This is a genomic window from Bradyrhizobium sp. CCGB12, from assembly GCF_024199845.1.
GTDB lineage: Bacteria > Pseudomonadota > Alphaproteobacteria > Rhizobiales > Xanthobacteraceae > Bradyrhizobium.
On record NZ_JANADO010000001.1, the window covers coordinates 84958 to 102127 of the forward strand.

15 protein-coding genes are annotated in these 17170 nt (G+C 64.5%); 13 read left to right on the forward strand and 2 right to left on the reverse strand.

From position 1 onward, the window contains the following. Positions 1 to 39: 39 nt before the first annotated feature. The 4 genes from NLM27_RS00440 to uxuA all read left to right on the forward strand — a co-directional run bounded on the left by NLM27_RS00440 (position 40) and on the right by uxuA (position 4338). Positions 40 to 618 carry a TRAP transporter small permease gene (locus NLM27_RS00440; RefSeq protein WP_254141455.1) on the forward strand — a complete coding sequence of 193 codons (579 nt, stop codon included), beginning with the start codon at positions 40 to 42 and terminating at the stop codon, positions 616 to 618. A gap of 4 nt (positions 619 to 622) precedes the next feature. Further along, entirely contained in the window at positions 623 to 2029 is a 1407-nt protein-coding gene (locus tag NLM27_RS00445) for a TRAP transporter large permease (RefSeq protein WP_254141456.1), read from the forward strand. Beyond that, positions 2026 to 3075: an L-idonate 5-dehydrogenase gene (locus NLM27_RS00450; RefSeq protein WP_254141457.1), complete on the forward strand. Its 1050-nt coding sequence runs from the start codon at positions 2026 to 2028 to the stop codon at positions 3073 to 3075. The genes NLM27_RS00445 and NLM27_RS00450 overlap by 4 nt, the downstream gene beginning before the upstream one ends. Positions 3076 to 3147: 72 nt before the next feature. Beyond that, complete coding sequence (gene uxuA, locus NLM27_RS00455; RefSeq protein ID WP_254141458.1) at positions 3148 to 4338, forward strand: mannonate dehydratase; 1191 nt, start codon at positions 3148 to 3150, stop codon at positions 4336 to 4338. 120 nt (positions 4339 to 4458) lie between these two features. On the opposite strand, the gene NLM27_RS00460 is transcribed toward uxuA, so the two are convergent. Beyond that, positions 4459 to 5397, reverse strand: a complete 939-nt coding sequence (locus tag NLM27_RS00460; RefSeq protein WP_254141459.1) for a LysR family transcriptional regulator — start codon at positions 5395 to 5397, stop codon at positions 4459 to 4461. A 211-nt stretch (positions 5398 to 5608) separates the two neighbouring features. Between NLM27_RS00460 and NLM27_RS00465 the strand changes: the two genes are divergently transcribed. The 6 genes from NLM27_RS00465 (at position 5609) to NLM27_RS00490 (ending at position 11679) form a co-directional block, all read left to right on the forward strand. Then, positions 5609 to 6688 (forward strand): ABC transporter ATP-binding protein, encoded by a 1080-nt coding sequence (locus NLM27_RS00465; RefSeq protein ID WP_254141460.1) that lies wholly within the window; start codon positions 5609 to 5611, stop codon positions 6686 to 6688. 36 nt (positions 6689 to 6724) lie between these two features. Continuing rightward, the gene (locus NLM27_RS00470) at positions 6725 to 7441 is read left to right on the forward strand and encodes an HAD family hydrolase (protein ID WP_254141461.1); all 717 of its coding nucleotides are present in this window, start codon (positions 6725 to 6727) and stop codon (positions 7439 to 7441) included. A gap of 16 nt (positions 7442 to 7457) precedes the next feature. Then, on the forward strand, positions 7458 to 8765 hold the full coding sequence (locus NLM27_RS00475; RefSeq protein WP_254141462.1) for an FAD-binding oxidoreductase: 1308 nt from the start codon (positions 7458 to 7460) through the stop codon (positions 8763 to 8765). A 22-nt stretch (positions 8766 to 8787) separates the two neighbouring features. Next, positions 8788 to 9834 (forward strand): ABC transporter substrate-binding protein, encoded by a 1047-nt coding sequence (locus tag NLM27_RS00480; RefSeq protein ID WP_254141463.1) that lies wholly within the window; start codon positions 8788 to 8790, stop codon positions 9832 to 9834. Positions 9835 to 10087: 253 nt separating this feature from the next. After that, positions 10088 to 10900 (forward strand): ABC transporter permease, encoded by an 813-nt coding sequence (locus NLM27_RS00485; protein ID WP_254148721.1) that lies wholly within the window; start codon positions 10088 to 10090, stop codon positions 10898 to 10900. Further along, positions 10897 to 11679 (forward strand): ABC transporter permease, encoded by a 783-nt coding sequence (locus NLM27_RS00490; protein ID WP_254141464.1) that lies wholly within the window; start codon positions 10897 to 10899, stop codon positions 11677 to 11679. Before NLM27_RS00485 ends, NLM27_RS00490 begins: the two co-directional genes overlap by 4 nt. Before the next feature lie 84 nt (positions 11680 to 11763). Here the strand turns inward: NLM27_RS00490 and NLM27_RS00495 are convergent, their stop codons facing one another. Next, positions 11764 to 12411 carry a TetR/AcrR family transcriptional regulator gene (locus NLM27_RS00495; protein ID WP_254141465.1) on the reverse strand — a complete coding sequence of 216 codons (648 nt, stop codon included), beginning with the start codon at positions 12409 to 12411 and terminating at the stop codon, positions 11764 to 11766. Positions 12412 to 12617: 206 nt separating this feature from the next. Between NLM27_RS00495 and NLM27_RS00500 the strand changes: the two genes are divergently transcribed. The 3 genes from NLM27_RS00500 to NLM27_RS00510 are packed head-to-tail and all read left to right on the forward strand — an operon-like array spanning position 12618 to position 17150. Then, the gene (locus tag NLM27_RS00500) at positions 12618 to 13958 is read left to right on the forward strand and encodes an MFS transporter (protein WP_254141466.1); all 1341 of its coding nucleotides are present in this window, start codon (positions 12618 to 12620) and stop codon (positions 13956 to 13958) included. A 19-nt stretch (positions 13959 to 13977) separates the two neighbouring features. After that, positions 13978 to 15474: a carboxylesterase/lipase family protein gene (locus tag NLM27_RS00505; RefSeq protein ID WP_254141467.1), complete on the forward strand. Its 1497-nt coding sequence runs from the start codon at positions 13978 to 13980 to the stop codon at positions 15472 to 15474. Continuing rightward, positions 15471 to 17150 (forward strand): carboxylesterase/lipase family protein, encoded by a 1680-nt coding sequence (locus NLM27_RS00510; protein WP_254141468.1) that lies wholly within the window; start codon positions 15471 to 15473, stop codon positions 17148 to 17150. The genes NLM27_RS00505 and NLM27_RS00510 overlap by 4 nt, the downstream gene beginning before the upstream one ends. Positions 17151 to 17170 lie beyond the last annotated feature (20 nt).

Below are 17170 nucleotides of genomic sequence, written 5' to 3' on the forward strand. Positions count from 1 at the left end.
GCGTCGCCCCGGAACGACGATTTGGAGAGAGGTACACCCATGTCGACCGCCGAAATACACCGGCAGATCACCGCGGATGAGATCGCCCATACTTTCGAGGAAGAGGCGGCACCGAAGGTCGATCTCGGCGTCTACGCTTTCGAAGACTGGCTGGCGCTGGTGATCTTCTGGGTGATGGCGCTCGCCGTCTTCCTCCAGTTCTTCACCCGTTACGTGCTCAACGACAGCTACGCCTGGACCGAGGAGATCGCGACTTACTGCCTGATCGGCGTGGTCTTCATCGGCTCCTCGATGTGCGTGCGGCTGTCGCGGCACATCCAGGTCGATCTGATCTATCGCTATCTGCCGCGTATCGTAGCCCGCACGCTGTCGACTGCAATCGACCTGATCCGGGTCGCCTTCTTCGGCTACGCCATCAAGCTGGTCTGGGTCTACATCCAGATCATCGGCGACGAATCCATGACCACGATCAATCTTCCCAAGGACTACGTCTATTACGCCGTGCTGCTCGGCTTCGTGCTGATGTTCGCACGCTCGGTGCAGGTGGCGGTGCAGAACTGGCGGCAAGGCTACTCGGTCCTCGAACGTCCCGGCGCCTACGACGGATCGGAAGGATAGGACCATGCTGCTGTTGCTCGGAGGCTTTCTCGTTCTCATGCTGCTCGGCGTTCCCGTGGCGATTGCCATGGCCGCGTCGTCGCTGCTCTACATCCTGGTCAGCGGCGTGACGCCCGACGTCACGCTGGCGCAGCGCATGATCGCCGGCGTCGAGAGCTTTCCGCTGCTCGCCGTTCCCTTTTTCATCCTGGCCGGCAATCTCATGAACATCGCCGGCGTGACCGGCCGCATCTACAAGTTCGCCGTCGCGCTGGTCGGCTGGATGCGCGGCGGCCTCGGCCACGTCAACATCATCGGCTCGGTGATCTTCTCCGGCATGTCCGGCACCGCCATTGCAGACGCTGCCGGTCTCGGCACCATCGAGATCAAGGCGATGAAGGACCACGGCTACTCCACCGAGTTCTCGGTCGGCGTCACCGCGGCCTCGGCTACGCTCGGACCGATCATCCCGCCGTCGCTGCCCTTCGTGATCTACGGCATGATGGCGAACGTCTCGATCGGCGCGCTGTTCCTCGGCGGCGTCATTCCGGGCATCGTCCTGACACTGTTCATGATGGCCACCGTCACCTACTTCGCGCACAAGAACAAATGGGGCAGCGACACGCCGTTCTCGTGGCCGCAGCTCGGTTCGGCCGGCCTCGAGATCGCCGTCGTGCTCGCGTTCCCGCTCGCGATCTGGCTGATGGTGATGGCCGGCATGTCGACCAACATGGCCGTCGTCATCGGCCTCGGCACGCTGCTGATCATCGACTGGTACTTCGATTTCTCGGCGGTGATGGCGCTGATGGCGCCGGTGATCCTGATCGGCGGCATGACGCTCGGCTGGTTCACGCCGACGGAAGCCGCGGTCGCCGCCGTGATCTGGTCGCTGTTCCTCGGCCTCGTCCGTTACCGCACCATGACGCTGAAGACGGTGGCGAAGGCGACCTTCGACACCATCGAGACCACGGCTTCGGTGCTGTTCATCGTCACGGCAGCCTCGATCTTCGCCTGGCTGCTCACTGTGTCGCAGGCGGCCCAGATGTTGTCGGACTGGATGCTCAGCATCACCCACAACAAATGGGTGTTCCTGGCACTCGCCAACATCCTGATCCTGTTCGTCGGCTGCTTCATCGACACTACGGCCGCGATCACCATCCTGGTGCCGATCCTGCTGCCGATCGTGCTCAAGCTCGGCATCGATCCCATTCATTTCGGCCTCATCATGACGCTGAATCTGATGATCGGCCTGTTGCATCCACCGCTCGGCATGGTGTTGTTCGTGCTCGCGCGCGTGGCAAAACTCTCGGTCGAGCGCACGACGGTGGCGATCCTGCCCTGGCTGGTACCGCTGCTGCTCGCGCTGATCGCGATCACCTACATTCCCGACCTGACCCTCTGGCTGCCGAAATACATGGGACTTTCCAAATGACCTCCAAAGCTCTGGCCGCAACGCTGTTCGGCCCTGAAGATCTGCGCATGATCGAGCATCCGCTCGACAAGCTCGCACACGGCATGGTGCGCGTCCGCTTCGGCGCGGGCGGCATCTGCGGCTCGGACATGCACTACTTCCGCCATGCCCGCACCGGCGATTTCGTGGTGAAGTCGCCGCTGGTGCTCGGTCACGAGATCTCGGGCGAGGTGGTGGAGATCGCAGGGTCCGCTGCGAACCTGAAGGTCGGCGACCGCGTCGCTGTCAACCCGTCGCGCTGGTGTGGTCATTGCGTTGCCTGCCGCGAGGGCCGGCCGAACCTCTGCGAGAACATCTATTTCATGGGCTCGGCCTCGAAGACCCCGCACATGCAGGGCGGCTTCGCCAATTATTTTGACGCGATCCCGGCGCAGTGCGTGAAGATCCCGGACCACGTGTCGTATCAAGCCGCAGCGCTGGCCGAGCCGCTCGCGGTCTGCCTGCACGCGGTCGCGCGCGCCGGCAACATCGAGGGCAAGCGCGGCATCATTTTCGGCGCCGGCCCGATCGGGCTCCTGACCATGCTGGCCGCGCACCGTGCCGGTATGGCTAACATTACGGTGGCCGACATCGCTCCGGCGCCGCTCGCCTTTGCGACCCGGCTCGGCGCCTCGCATGTCGAGAACGTTTCGGCCGGTGAAGACGGGCTGAAGGCGCAGGCGGCGTCGCGCCCCTACGACGTCGCGTTTGAGGTCTCCGGTACGGCGGCGGGCCTTGCCAGCGCGATCGGCATCGTCAGGCGCGGCGGCATCGTGGTGCAGATCGGCAATCTGCCGGGCGGGCAGATCCCGACGCCGTCGAATGCGGTGATGGCCAAGGAGATCGACCTGCGCGGCTCGTTCCGCTTCGGCCTGGAGTTCATGACGGCGGTGGAACTGATTGCCGACGGCAGCGTCGACGTGCTGTCGCTGGTGACCGCCGAGCGGCCGCTGTCGACCGCGCCGGACGCGCTGCGGCTGGCGCTCGACCGCTCGCAGAGCGTCAAGGTCGTGTTGACTGCCAACTGATTCTTGTTTTGACGCGTTTTCTTTACGCGAACCGGTACCCACTTCGCTCGAAAACGCTTTAGGAGAACGCGCATGATGCTCGAGGGATGGCGCTGGTACGGGCCGGATGATCCCGTCTCGCTCGATGATGTCAGGCAGGCCGGGGCGAGCGATATCGTCTCGGCGCTGCATCAGGTGCCGATCGGGGAGGCCTGGACGCGCAAGGCCGTCGAGGAACGCAAGAATTTCATCGAGAACGGCCAGCCGGGCCGCTCGCAACTGACCTGGTCGGTGGTGGAATCGATTCCGATCCCCGACGACGTCAAGCGTCTCGGGGCCAAGGCGACGAAATCCATCGAGGCGTGGATCGCGAGCCTGGAAGCAGTCGCCGCGTCCGGTATCAAGATCATCTGCTACAATTTCATGCCTGTCGTGGACTGGTGCCGCACGGACCTCGAGTGGGAGCTGCCGAACGGCGCCCGCGCCATGCGCTTCGACCAGGACCGCTTTGCCGCGTTCGAGCTGCATATCCTCAAACGCCCGGCCGCCGTGCAGGACTATTCGCCGGAAACGCAGGCGCGCGCGAAAGTGCTGTTCGAGCAGATGAGCCAGGCCGATATCGACTATCTCGTCATGGTCATCGCCAGCGCGCTGCCCGGTTCGACCACCGAGCCGATGACCATCCCGCAGTTCCGCGACCGGCTCGAGACCTATCGCGACATCACGCCAAAAATCCTGCGGCAGCATCTCGCTGAATTCCTCGCGCGTGTCGCGCCCGTGGCAGAGCAGTTAGGCGTGTCCCTGACGCTGCACCCGGACGATCCGCCGCGGCCGCTATTCGGCCTGCCGCGGATTGCCTCCAGCGCGGACGATTATCAGGCACTGTTCGACGCGGTGCCGTCGAAAGCGAACGGCATCTGCCTGTGCACGGGCTCGCTCGGCGTGCGCGCGGAGAACGATCTTCCGGCGATGGCTGAACGCTTCGGTCCCCGTATCGCCTTTGCCCATCTGCGCGCCACCAAGCGCGAGGCCGATGGACTGTCGTTCTACGAATCGGATCATCTCGACGGCGACGTCGACATGGTCGCGGTGCTCAAGGCGCTGTTGAAGGAGAACGCGCGGCGTGCGCCCGACAAGAGGATCGTGTTCCGTCCCGATCACGGCCATCGCATGCTCGACGATCTCGCCGCGACCAAGCGCACCAATCCCGGCTACACCGCCATCGGCCGCCTGCGCGGTCTCGCCGAGCTCCGTGGCGCGATCAGGGCGATCGAGCACGGGTAGGGTGGTTTCGTCTCTCCACACCGTCATTGCGAGCGCAGCGAAGCAATCCAGAATCTTTCCGCGGAAAGACCCTGGATTGCTTCGCTGCGCTCGCAATGACGTGGAGAGAGCAACGCCCCCTCAATAGCATGCCGCCATCGCGCCGAGCTTCGGGTAGAGCCGGTCGATCGCGGCGATCTCGCTTTTCATCTGCGCGATGATCCAGTCGCGGATCTCGGCCGCGATGGGGCGCATCGGCCGGTTGCGTGGCGGCAGGAACTCGCAGATGCGGCGCGTGGTGGTGAGCCTGTCGGAGGCCGGGACCAGTGCGCCGGTGAGGAGCCAGTGCGAGGCGACCGTCAGCCAGCCGAGCGCGATGCCCTGGCCGAGCAGCGCGGCCTGCATCACCACGGCGTAATCGGTGAAGCTCAGCCCCTTGGCCGCGCCGCGGCGCCCGGTGAGAAGCGATGCATAATCCGCGGCCCAGTCGCCCGGCGTTTCGGCAAGGCGGATGATGGTGTTGCCTTCGCCGGGATCGGTCTCGCCGAGATAGCCGGGGCTGCACATCGGCAGCATCACTTCCTTCATCACCAGCGTGCCGCCGGACGACGGCTCGTCGCGGTCGCGGAAGCGCATGCCGAGGTCGACATTCTCCACCGGCCCGCGCAGCGCGCCGGAGATGAGCTGGAAGCGCAGATCGACCTGCGGAAACTGTTTCTGGAGCTTGTCGATGCGCGGCATCAGCCAGTGCGTGGTGAAGGCGGAGGAGACCGACAACGTTACCGTCTCGGTGCCCTTGCGGCGCCGCTCGATCTCGATGAGACCGTTCTCGATGCTGCGAAAGCCTTCGAGCACGCGGCGATAGAGTAATTCGCCTTCCTCGGTGAGCACGGCGCGGCCGGCCTTGCGGTCGAACAGGCGGACGCCGAGATGCTCCTCGAATTGGCCGAGCATGCGGCTCACGGCCGGCTGCGTGACGTTCAGTTCAGCGGCTGCCGCGGTGAAGCTGCCATTGCGCGCCGCTGCGTCGAAGACGAACAGGGCGTTACTGGAAGGCAGCATCCGGCGTAGCTCGGGCATAACGCCATGTTATGAGTGCGGTGAGAATTTGGCAATTGCCGAGTTTTGCCAAGTCTGTTGTCATTGGCATGACAGCCTAAAGACAGGGCTTGCGAGAGAAGAGATGGTGCGGTGCACGCTTCGATCGCGATTGCGTCAGCTTTCCTGTCTATAAAGCAGGCTTATGGCGCGCAGTGAGGCACGCCATTCCAGGGAGAGGCGAGGTCGATCGTTGGATAAACGAGCGGAAAGCGTCGAGATCAGGTCCGCGAGCAAGGCGTATGGCGCCGTTCGTGCTCTTGACGACGTCTCCCTCAATGTCAGCGCCGGTGAGTTCGTCTCGCTGCTCGGGCCCTCCGGCTCCGGCAAGACCACGCTGCTCGGCATCCTCGGCGGCTTCATCCTGCCATCGTCGGGCACGATCCTGTTCGGCGGCCGCGACGTCACCTGGATGCCGCCGCACCAGCGTGACATCGGCGTGGTGTTCCAGAACTACGCGCTGTTCCCGCATATGAGCGTCGGCGAGAACGTCGCCTTCCCCTTGCGCGCGCGGCGCCTGCCGAAAGCGAGCTGGCCCGACAAGGTGCGCGCGGCGCTCAGCATGGTCGGCCTTGCCGGATATGAAGAGCGCGGCATCGCGCAGCTTTCCGGCGGCCAGCGCCAGCGTGTGGCGCTGGCGCGCGCCATGATCTTCGAGCCGCGCCTGATCCTGATGGACGAGCCGCTCTCCGCGCTCGACAAGCAGCTGCGCGAATCCATGCAGATCGAGCTGCGCGCACTGCACCGGCGCATCGGCGCCACCATCATCTACGTCACCCACGACCAGCGCGAGGCGCTGACCATGAGCGACCGCGTCGCGGTGATGAAGGACGGCCGGCTGATCCAGATCGACGCGCCCGAGCGGCTGCACGATCATCCCGCCGATTCCTTCGTGGCGAGCTTCATCGGCGAGGCGACGATGCTGCCGGTCCGCCGCGTCGATGCCTCCAGCGTCGCGCTCGGCAATGCGTTGCTGCGCAGCGCCCGCGCCATTCCCACTGGCGATGCGCTGATGCTCGCCGTGCACAGCGAGAAGCTTCTGATCGACGACGGCGCGCAGGATGCCGCTTGCAACCGCCTGACCGGCACCGTTACCGACATCGTCTATCAGGGCGAGAGCCTGCGCATCTTTATGGCGCTCACTGACGGCGTCTCGCTCAGCCTGCGGCAGCCGAGCTACCACCAGGCCTACAGCCGCATCCCGCCGCTCGGCGGCAGCCTCACCGTCACCCTTCACCCCGAGGACACCATCGTCGTGCCCAGGGTGGACTGAACTCAAGCCTTGTTCAACCGAGAGAAGAAGCCAAAAATGTCGTCAGCAGCCTCGTTCAGCAATTTCAAGGTTCTCACCTTCGACGTCGTCGGCACCTTGATCGATTTCGAGACCGGCGTGCTCTCCGCGGTGCGCAAGATCTCGGGCAAGACGCCGGCCGAGCTCAGTGACGAGCAGATTTTCGAGCCCTACAAGCGCGGCCGCGACAAGCATTACGAGCGCTCGAGCGAGGTGATGTTCCACGTCTATCGCCATCTCGCGACGGAGCTGGGACTGCCCGCCGATGATGCGGCCTGCGAAATGTTCCAGCTTTCGGTGCTGCGCTGGGGGCCGTTCGCGGATTCGGTCGAGGCGCTGAAGCGCCTGCGCACGAAGTTTCGGCTCGTGGCGATGACCAATGCCGACCGTGTCGCGTTGTCCTGCTACGCGCACGCGCTCGGCAATCCCTTCGACGACACAGTCTGCGCCGACGATACCGGTGTCGCCAAACCCAATCCGGAGTTCTTCGCCTACAACAAGGGCCGCCAGTCCGCATTCGGCTACAAGCAATCCGACATCCTGCACGTCGCGCAGAGCCAGTATCACGACATCGGGATCGCGCGGAAACTCGGCTACAAGGTGTGCTGGATCGAGCGCCGCCAGGGCATCGCCGGCTTTGGCGGCACGCCCGCGGTGGAGACGCTGACCAAGCCGGACTTCCACTATCCGACGCTGAAGGCGCTTGCCGACGCAGCCATCGGGCCGGCGGCGTAATTTCGTGAGCGCGGGCATGACACGGGACTGGAGCGCGCTGCCATCGGCCAACTCGCTGTGGGCTGCCACGGCCGAGCCGGCGCGCGACTTTCCCGTGCTGTCGGGCGAGCGCCAGGCGGATGTGGTGATCATCGGCGCGGGCTACACCGGTCTGTCCGCCGCGCACCACATTGCCAAGAGTGGCCTCGCGCCGGTCGTGCTGGAAGCCAACCGCCCCGGTTGGGGCGCGAGTGGGCGCAATGGCGGCGTGATCACCGCAAAGTTCCGCCTCTCGTTCCGCGAGATCGACGCCGCGCATGGCCGCGCCATGGCGCAGCGTATGTACGAGATCGCACATGAATCGACCAACATGGTCGAGGAACTGGTGTCGGAGTTCGGCATCACCAGCGCGAATCTGACGCGCACCGGCCAGGTCAAGGCCGCGCATAACGAGACGACGCTTAAGGCTGCGATCGACGAAGCCAACTGGATGACGCGCGAGATGGGCTCTGCCGAGGTCCGCATCCTCGACAAGCGCGGCGTGCGGGAGGAGACCGGCTCCGACATCTTCGTCGGCGGCGTGCTCAATCCCGGTTCGGGCGGTATCCATCCGCTGAACTACCTGCGGGGCCTCGCCGATGGCGTCGCGCGCCGCGGTGTTGCCATCTTCCAGGAATCGCCGGTGATAAAGCTGCGGCGCGAGAACGGCGGCATCGTCGCGGAGACGCCGCGAGGTGCGGTGCGCGCAAAGCAGGCGATCATCGCCACCAACAGCTATTCCGATCTGACCGATGCGACCGCCCACATGCAGCGCACGCTGATCCCGTTCCGCAGTGCCATGGTTGCCACCGAACAATTGCCGCGCAATCTCGCGGGAAAGCTGATGCCAACCGGGCGCACCTACACCGAGACCAAGCGCATGATGCGCTGGTTCCGCATGGTCGACAACCGCGTCATCTTCGGCGGCCGCGGCGCCTTCGGCAAGCAGGACTCCGAAGCCGCCTTCGATGCCTTGCGCAAGGCGATGGTCGGCATCTTCCCCGATCTTGCCGATGTGCCGCTCGCCTACAAATGGTCGGGCCTTGTGGCGATGACCTTGGATTCGGTGCCGCATATTGGCCGGCTCGACGACCGCACGTTGTTCTCGATGGGCTACAACGGCGCCGGCGTTGCGATGTCGAGCCTGATGGGCCGCTATCTCGCCGCCTTCGTGCGCGGCGAGACGCCTGATGTCGGCCTGCTCGATGCTAAGCGCATGAAGACGATTCCGTTCTATCCGCTGCGCGAGCCCGCGGTGCGCATGGTCGCCGGCTGGTACCAGTTTCTCGATGCGATCGGTCAGTGAGATCTATTTGGAGGAGGTGAGGATGACGATGAAGCAGAATTTTGGATTGGGCTGCGCGCTGCTGGGCGCAATCGGATTGAGCACCGCGGCGAACGCCGCAGAACAGATCACGTTCGTCTCGCAAGGCGGCGCCTATCAGCAGGCGCAGACGGTCGCGATCCTCGATCCCTCCGCCAAGAAGCTCGGCATCACCATCAACCAGGACTCCATTCCAGATGCCTGGCCGGCGATCAAGACCCAGGTCGGTAGCGGCAAGCCGATCTGGGACGTCGTGGACACCCCGACCGGCAACTGCCTGCGCGGCGGCGAGCAGGGGCTGATCGAGAAGCTCGACTTCTCGAAGATTCCAAACGGAGCAGCGATGCCGGAGTCCTATCGCAGTCCCTATTCTGTCTCCTATGAGTTCTATTCCAGCGTGCTGGCCTACAGCCAGAAGACCTTCCCGAAGGATGCGCCGAACAGCTGGGCCGATTTCTGGGACGTCAAGAAATTCCCTGGCCGCCGCGCGCTGCGCAACCATCCGTTTGCAACGTTAGAGGCGGCGCTGATGGCGGACGGCGTTGCGCCCGACAAGCTCTATCCGCTCGACGTCGACCGTGCCTTCAAGAAGCTGGAGGAGATCAAGCCGCACATCACGGTGTGGTGGACCTCGGGCGCGCAATCGGCGCAGCTGCTCAACGACGGCGAGGTCGACATGGAGATGGCCTGGAACGGCCGCGTCAGCGCGGTGGCCAAGGAAGGCGCCAAGGTCGCTTTCACCTACAACCAAGGCATCCTGCAAAGCACCTCGCTCTGCATCCTCAAGGGCGCGCCGAATCTCGCGACGGCGGTCAAATTCATCAACGAGGCCGTCGATCCCGTGCACCAGGCCAATCTGCCGCTGCACATCGACTACGGCCCGGGCAATCCGAAGGCGTTCGAGACCAATGTGATCAAGCCCGAGCGCGCCGCGCAATTGCCGAGCGAGCCGTCCAATGCGGCCAAACAGGCCCTGATGTCCTATGCCTGGTGGTCCTCGCCGGCCGGCGAGGCCGCCGAGAAGCGCTGGGCGTCCTTCATGCAGAAGTGAGCGAGGCGGCGTTGAACTCAGATCGTACCACGGCCGACGCTGCGCTCCCTCCCCCGCTTGCGGGGGAGGGCTGGGGAGAGGGTGTCTCGACAACGAGGACTCCCCAAGAGGACAGAACCCTCACCCGGATCGCTTTCGCGATCCGACCTCTCCCGCAAGCGGGAGAGGTGCAGCAACTGAGACCGGCGAGGCGGCGTTGACGACATCCGTGTCCGATCCATCGCAAAGGCATCAGCGCCGCGAGCACGGCCTGATGCTGGCGCTGGTGTCGCCGGCGCTGCTCGTCATTCTGCTCCTGATCGTGCTGCCGGTCGGCTGGCTGGCCTGGCAATCGATCTATCATGACGGCTTCACGCTGGAGAACTACCGCCGCGTCTTCACGGAAGACATCTACTGGCGCAGCTTTGCGCTGACATTCGAGATCAGCCTCGCGGTCACGCTGATCGCGCTGCTGCTCGGCTATCCCGTGGCCTACCTCGCCAATTCGTTGCCGAAAGGCTGGAGCATCCTCATCCTCGCGCTGGTGGTGCTGCCGTTCTGGACCAGCGTGCTGGTCCGCGCCTATGCCTGGCTGGCGCTGCTGCAACGCAGCGGCGTGATCAACCAGTTTCTGCGTTATCTCGATGTGATCTCGGAGCCGCTCGCGCTGGTCCACAACACGTTCGGCACGGTGGTCGCGACGGTGCACATCCTGCTGCCGTTCATGGTGCTGCCGCTCTATGCCACCATGCAGAAGATCCCCGGCGATTTGATGCAGGCCGGCGCCAGTCTCGGCGCCAGCCCATCGCTCACCTTCGTCCGCGTGTTCCTGCCGCTGTCGCTGCCGGGCGTGCTCGCCGGCTGCACCATGGTGTTCGTGCTCTGCCTCGGCTTCTACATCACGCCGGAATTGCTCGGCGGCGGCCGCACGGTGATGGTGTCGATGCTGGTGAGCCGCAATGTCGAGCTCTACAACCAGTTTGGCGCCGCGAGCGCCGTCGCCGTCGTTCTGCTTGCCAGCGTGCTCGCGATCTTCTTCGTCGTCAGCCGCTTCATCTCGCTCGACCGTGTGCTGGGGCAGAAATGATGCGCGCCTCGCCCGCACGGATTGCCCTGTACGTGATCAGCGCGCTGGTGCTGATCTATCTGATCCTGCCCGTGCTGATCATCGCGCCGATCTCGTTCTCCAGCGCGCGCTTTTTGACCTTCCCGCCGCCGTCGTTCTCGCTGCGCTGGTACCAGCAATATTTCGCCAATCCGGCCTGGATGCAGGCGACGCGGGTGACGCTGACGGTTGCGTTCCTGACCGTCCTGATCGCAACGCCGTTCGGCGTTGCCGCCGCCTATGCCATCAGCCAGTCGAAGCTGCGCATCATGCGCGTCATCCACATGGCGTTGCTGCTGCCGCTGGTGGTGCCGATCATCATCACCGCGGTCGGTATCTTCTTCGTCTACGCCAAAGTCGGCCTGGTCGCGACCATGCCCGGCCTCGTGCTGGCGAACGTGATGCTGGGCCTGCCTTACGTCGTCATCTCGGTACTGGCGGGCCTGCAGAGCTTCGATCCGGCGCAGGAGATGGTGGCGCGCAGCCTCGGCATGAACCGCCTGCGCAGCTTCTTCGCGGTGACGCTGCCGCAGATCAAGTCGAGCGTGGTCGCGGGCGGCATCTTCGCCTTCATCTCGGCGATGGACGAGACCATCGTCGCGCTGTTCATCTCCGGCGGCCAATACCAGCCGCTGACCAAGCGCATGTTCACCGCGCTCCGCGACGAGATCGACCCGACCATCGCCGCGATCTCGACGCTGATGACGGTGGCCTCCTTCATGCTGGTGCTGCTGGCGAGTGCACGGCAGAAGGGCAGGTGAGGATTATCGTCGTCCTGGCCTTCGCGAGGACGACACTGAATATGTAGCGACCGTTTTCGATTGCGGCGCGCAATCGCCGCTCCTTCACTCCTTCGCCAGCCACGCCAAAATCATCTCCACGATCTGCGCGCGGCTCTTGGCCAGCACCTTCGGTTCGCTGAGGTCGCGGTCGAACAGCGCGCCGAAGGTGTGGCGGTTGGCGACGCGGAAGAAGCAGTAGGAGGAGATGGCCAGGTGCAGGTCGATGGCGTCGATGTCGTCGCGGAAGACGCCTTCCGCGCGGCCGCGCTTGAGGATGCCGTCGAGGGTTGCGATCACGCTGGCGTTGAGCTGGCGCAGCTGCAGATTCTGCTTCAGATGCTTGCCGTGGTGGATGTTCTCGATGCTGACGAGGCGGATGAAGTTCGGGTTGCGCTCGTCATGGTCGAAGGTCGCCTCGATCAGCCGGCGCAATCCTTCGCGGGTGTCGCAGCTTTCGATGTCGAGCTGGTCCTCCAGCGCGCGGATGCTGCGATAGGCCTCCTCCAGCACCGCGAGGTAGAGCTGCTCCTTGCCGCCGAAATAGTAATAGATCATCCGCTTCGATGTGCGGGTCCGGGCGGCGATCGCATCGACGCGCGCGCCGGAATAGCCTTCCGAGGCGAATTCGGCCATCGCCACTTCGAGGATGTCGCGCTTGGTGCGCTCGGGGTCGTTGGTGCGCTTTGATGGAGGCGGCATGCGCTCGAGCATCGCTGTTTCTCCCGCCAGATTCCACGGATCACCTTGAAGGTGAAGGCAAATTTCAGCCGTTGCTGCAATGATCCAACGCGTATTGCATAAACGTACTAGTTCGTACATTATGCGCCGAGACCAAGGCCGCGGCAACAAAAACGAAAAAACGCGCGTGAGGCGGACAGCCAGACGCGAACCGCACCGGACACATGGGGAGGAATTTCATGACGTTGACGTCAACCGCACCACTGCGCGCTTCATCCAGCACAGAGGCCACGCCGAACAAGCTGCCGAAGCGCGCCGCGCTGGTCAGCTTTGTCGGCAGCATGCTCGAATACTACGACTTCTTCATCTACGGCACCGCGGCGGCGCTGATCTTCCCAAAAGTGTTCTTCGCCAATGTCGATCCCTCGACCGCGACGCTGCTTGCGCTCTTGAGCTTCGGCATCGGCTATATCGCGCGCCCCGTCGGTGCGGTCATCCTCGGTCATTTCGGTGACCGTATCGGCCGCAAGTCGGTGCTGCTGTTCACGCTGGTGCTGATGGGCGGCTCGACGCTCGCGATCGGCCTGTTGCCGGATGCCAGGACGATCGGCAACGCCGCGCCTGTTATCCTGACGCTGCTGCGCCTGTTGCAGGGTCTCTCGGCGGCCGGTGAGCAGAGCGGAGCAAACTCCCTGACGCTGGAGCACTCCGCCAATTCCAACCGCGCCTTCTTCACGAGCTGGACCCTCAGCGGCACCCAGGCCGGCGCAATCCTGGCGACGCTGGTGTTCATCCCTGTGTCGAGCCTGCCGGAAGACCAGCTCCTGAGCTGGGGCTGGCGCATTCCATTCCTGCTCTCATTCTTCGTGCTGATCGTCGCCTATCTCGTCCGGCGGACCATGCGTGAGACCCCTGTGTTTGAGGACATCAAGGACAAGGCGCAGGTCGCGCGCTTCCCGGTGATCGCGCTGCTGCGCGACTACTGGCCCGACGTGCTGCGCGTGATCGTCTGCGCGCTGATCGCCACCGTGAGCACGATGACCGCCGTGTTCGCGCTCGGCTATGCCACCAGCAAGTTCGGCGTGGCGCGCCCGACCATGCTGTGGGCCGGCGTGCTCGGCAATGTCACCGCGCTGATCACCCAGCCGCTGTGGGCCCTGCTCGCCGATAAGATCGGACGTAAGCCGGTGTTCATCGGCGGCGTGCTCGGCTGCGCCGCGCTGGTATTCCCCTATTTCATGCTGGTGACCTCTGGGAATACGCTCGCGATCTTCGCCGCCGCGATGATCCTCTCGGGCATCATCTACGCCGCGCCGAACGCGATCTGGCCGTCCTTCTATGCCGAGATGTTCGAGGCGCGCGTGCGCTATTCCGGCACCGCGATCGGCACCCAGCTCGGCTTCCTCGCCGCCGGCTTCACGCCGCTGGTGAGCGCGAGCCTGGTCGGCGAGGGGCCGAACGGCTGGCTTCCCGTCGCGATCTTCGTCGCCTGTTGCTGCGTGATCTCGGCGGCATCGGCGGCCACCGCGCGTGAAACCCACACCGTCGACATCGCCGATCTCGGCAAGCGGCGCGGCTGAGAGCAGAGGCAAGTTGGGCATGTTGACGAAAGCAGTTTCGACCACGAGCGGGCCGGTGACCGGCGTTGGGCAGAACGGCATATCCGCCTTCAAGGGCGTGCCTTATGCCACCGCGCGGCGCTTCGCGAAGGCGGTGCCGCCGAAAGCGTGGACGGAGCCGCGCCAATGCACGGACTACGGCGCTTACGCGCCGCAGCCCGGTCATCTCGATCATGCGGACGAGCCAGCCTGTCTCAACCTCAACATCTGGGCGCCGGCAGCGATCGATCGCCCGCTGCCGGTGCTGTTCTTCATTCACGGCGGCGCCTTCGTCACCGGCGGCGGCGCCGATTATGACGGCGGATTCCTCGCCAAGCACGGCCCGGCGGTGATCGTCACCATCAACTACCGGCTCGGCCCGCTCGGCTTCCTGCAACTGCATCGTCATGGCTTGGGCGAGGCGAACAACCTCGCGATCTCGGACGCGTTCGCGGCGCTCGACTGGGTGCATGCCAACATCGCAAACTTCGGCGGCGATCCGAATGCGATTACGCTCTCCGGCCAGTCGGCCGGCGCCTCCATGGTCATTGCGCTCGCAACGCTGCCGCAGGCCAAGGGCAAGTTCATTCGCGTCCACGCGCTCAGCGCGCCGGGGCGGAATATCATGAGCGCCGATCATGCCGACGAGGTCGCGCGCCGTGTACTCGACGAGCTCGAGCTGGCGCGCGATCCAGCCGCAATCACAACCGTCCCGTTGCCAAAGCTCTTCGCGGCGGTGGAGCGCGTCGGCCGCATGATCGCGGACGAGACTGATACCGGCACCGTGTTCGGCCCGGTGCTCGACGGCACCGTGATCGCGCGTGAGCCGCGCGATGTCTTCGCCGACGGGTCCTTGCGCGACATTCCGCTCTGGCTCGGCTCCTGCCGCGACGAGATGGTGATGTTCCTGAAGAGCACGCCACCGGCCGCGATGATCCGCACCACCGAACGGCAGGTACGCGCGACTTTCGGCGATGCCGGCTGGGAGCGCCTACTGTCCTGCTATCGCGGCACGGCGCGTCCTGACGAGGATCCGTACGAGGCTCTGCTATCGGATGCGTTCTGGCATCGCCCGATGGCCGATCTCGCGCGAAGCCACGCAGCCGCGGGCGGCGCGGTGTGGTTGAGCCGGTTCGACCATCGACCCACGCTGGAGCCTTTTTTGTCGCAGGGACCGACCCACGGCGCCGACAATGCCTGCTTCTGGGCGCATCTGCCAGATTTCATTGATCGCCCGATCCTGAAACGAAAGGGCGGGCCGATGGCGCCTGCCGATATTGATGTCGCCGCGCGGTTTCAAACAAGCTTGCTGCGATTCGTTACGTCGGGCAGGCCGGATGTCGCGGAAGCCTGGCCGCAGTTCGATCTGGCCAGGGAGCCTCTCGCCATCTTCGGCCAGCCGTTCCATATTGTGCCGCTCAATGAAGGCGTGCGCTCCCGCCTGTGGACGGAATTGAGCGCGAGCAATAACGACAAAAAAATGAGGGAGGCCGGATGAGCATCTTGGATGGAAACGCCGCGCGCATTCAGTGGCGGTCTGCGATTCCGATCATCTCGCTGGTTGGCGCATTCGCGATGCTTGCGACCTCATCCGCGCCGGCGCAGATCGTCGCGACGCCTGTCCCCGGAGATCCTGTCGGCATCGATAGTGGTGCCGTCTCCGGCAAGGTGCTGCCGTCGGGCGTCAAAGCCTATTTCGGCATTCCCTTTGCCGCGCCGCCGGTCGGTGACCTGCGCTGGCGCGCGCCGCAGAAGGTTGAGGCCTGGAGGGGCGTCTATCATGCCGACCGGCTGGCACCGGAATGCATTCAGGTGCTGCGCCGGCACAATCTAAATCACTATTTCGGCGAAGAGGCGACCAGCGAGAACTGCCTCTATCTGAACATCTGGGCGAGCCCCGTTTCGAATCCGGACGCAAAGCTGCCGGTGGTGGTCTGGATCTATGGCGGCGGCTTCACACTCGGCTCCAGCGGCATGGCGATGTATGACGGCGAGAACGTCGCGAGGAAGGGTACGATCTTCGTCAGCTTCAACTACCGTGTCGGCATTTTGGGCAATCTCGCCCATCCCGAGCTGACCGCGGAATCGCCGCACCATGCCTCCGGCAATTACGGCCTGATGGACCAGGTCGCGGCGCTGCAATGGGTGAAGCGCAACATCGCGCAGTTCGGCGGCGACCCTGATAACGTTACCATCACCGGGCAGTCGGCCGGCGCCATGTCGGTGTCGGCGCTCGAAGCGAGCCCGTTGGCGAAGGGCCTGTTCCATCGCGGTTTTGCGATGAGTCTGAGCATGTTCGACAACCGCTTCAAATTCCCTGTGCTGCCGGCGGCGGAGAAGATCGGCCTCGAGGTGCAGACGGCGCTCGGTGCGTCCTCGCTCGCAGAGATGCGCCTGATCCAGGCTGACAAGATCCTCGCCATCCAGAAGGATTGCCAGCTCGGCTGCGCCGGCTCGATCTCCGTCACGCCCGATATCGACGGGCACGTGCTGCCCGACACCGTCCCGAACATCTTTGCGGCCGGCAAGCAGAACGATGTCGCTACCGTCGCGGGCTTCACGCGCGACGAGAGCTCCAATGACCTGCGCACCGCCGGAACGGTTGACGCCTATGTCGCCGCTGCGCGAAAACTCTATGGTGATCAAGCCGAGCGTTTCCTCGCGCTCTATCCTGTCAGGACCGACGACGAGGCGAAGGTCATGGGCCTGCTCGCCGCGCGCGAGGGGCTGGTCGAGGTCGGCACGCGCAACTGGGCGGTCGCGCAGAGCAAGACCGGCAAGGCGCCGTTCTACATGTATATGTTCTCGCGTGTGCATCCGTTCGCATCCGGTGTCGAGTTCTTCGACAGCCCGCAGAAGATCGGCGCCTATCACACCTCCGACGTGCCCTATTGGTTCGGCACGCAGGATGTCTTCAACAAATTCCGTACCACGCGGGTCTGGACCGAGTTCGACCGCGCACTGTCCGATCGCATGATGGATACGCTGGTCACCTTCGCGCGCACGGGAAATCCCGCCACGCCGGCAACGCCGTGGCCGCAATGGGTCGAGGGGACGCAGCACTATGTCGAGTTCGGCGACGACAGCGGCGTGCGCGAGGAGAACCGCGCGCGCCTCGACTTCCACACGCCGGCGAACGTCACGCCATCGACGCCGCGGGTCTCGCGGGACTAGACGGCCGGTCTAGGACGTGG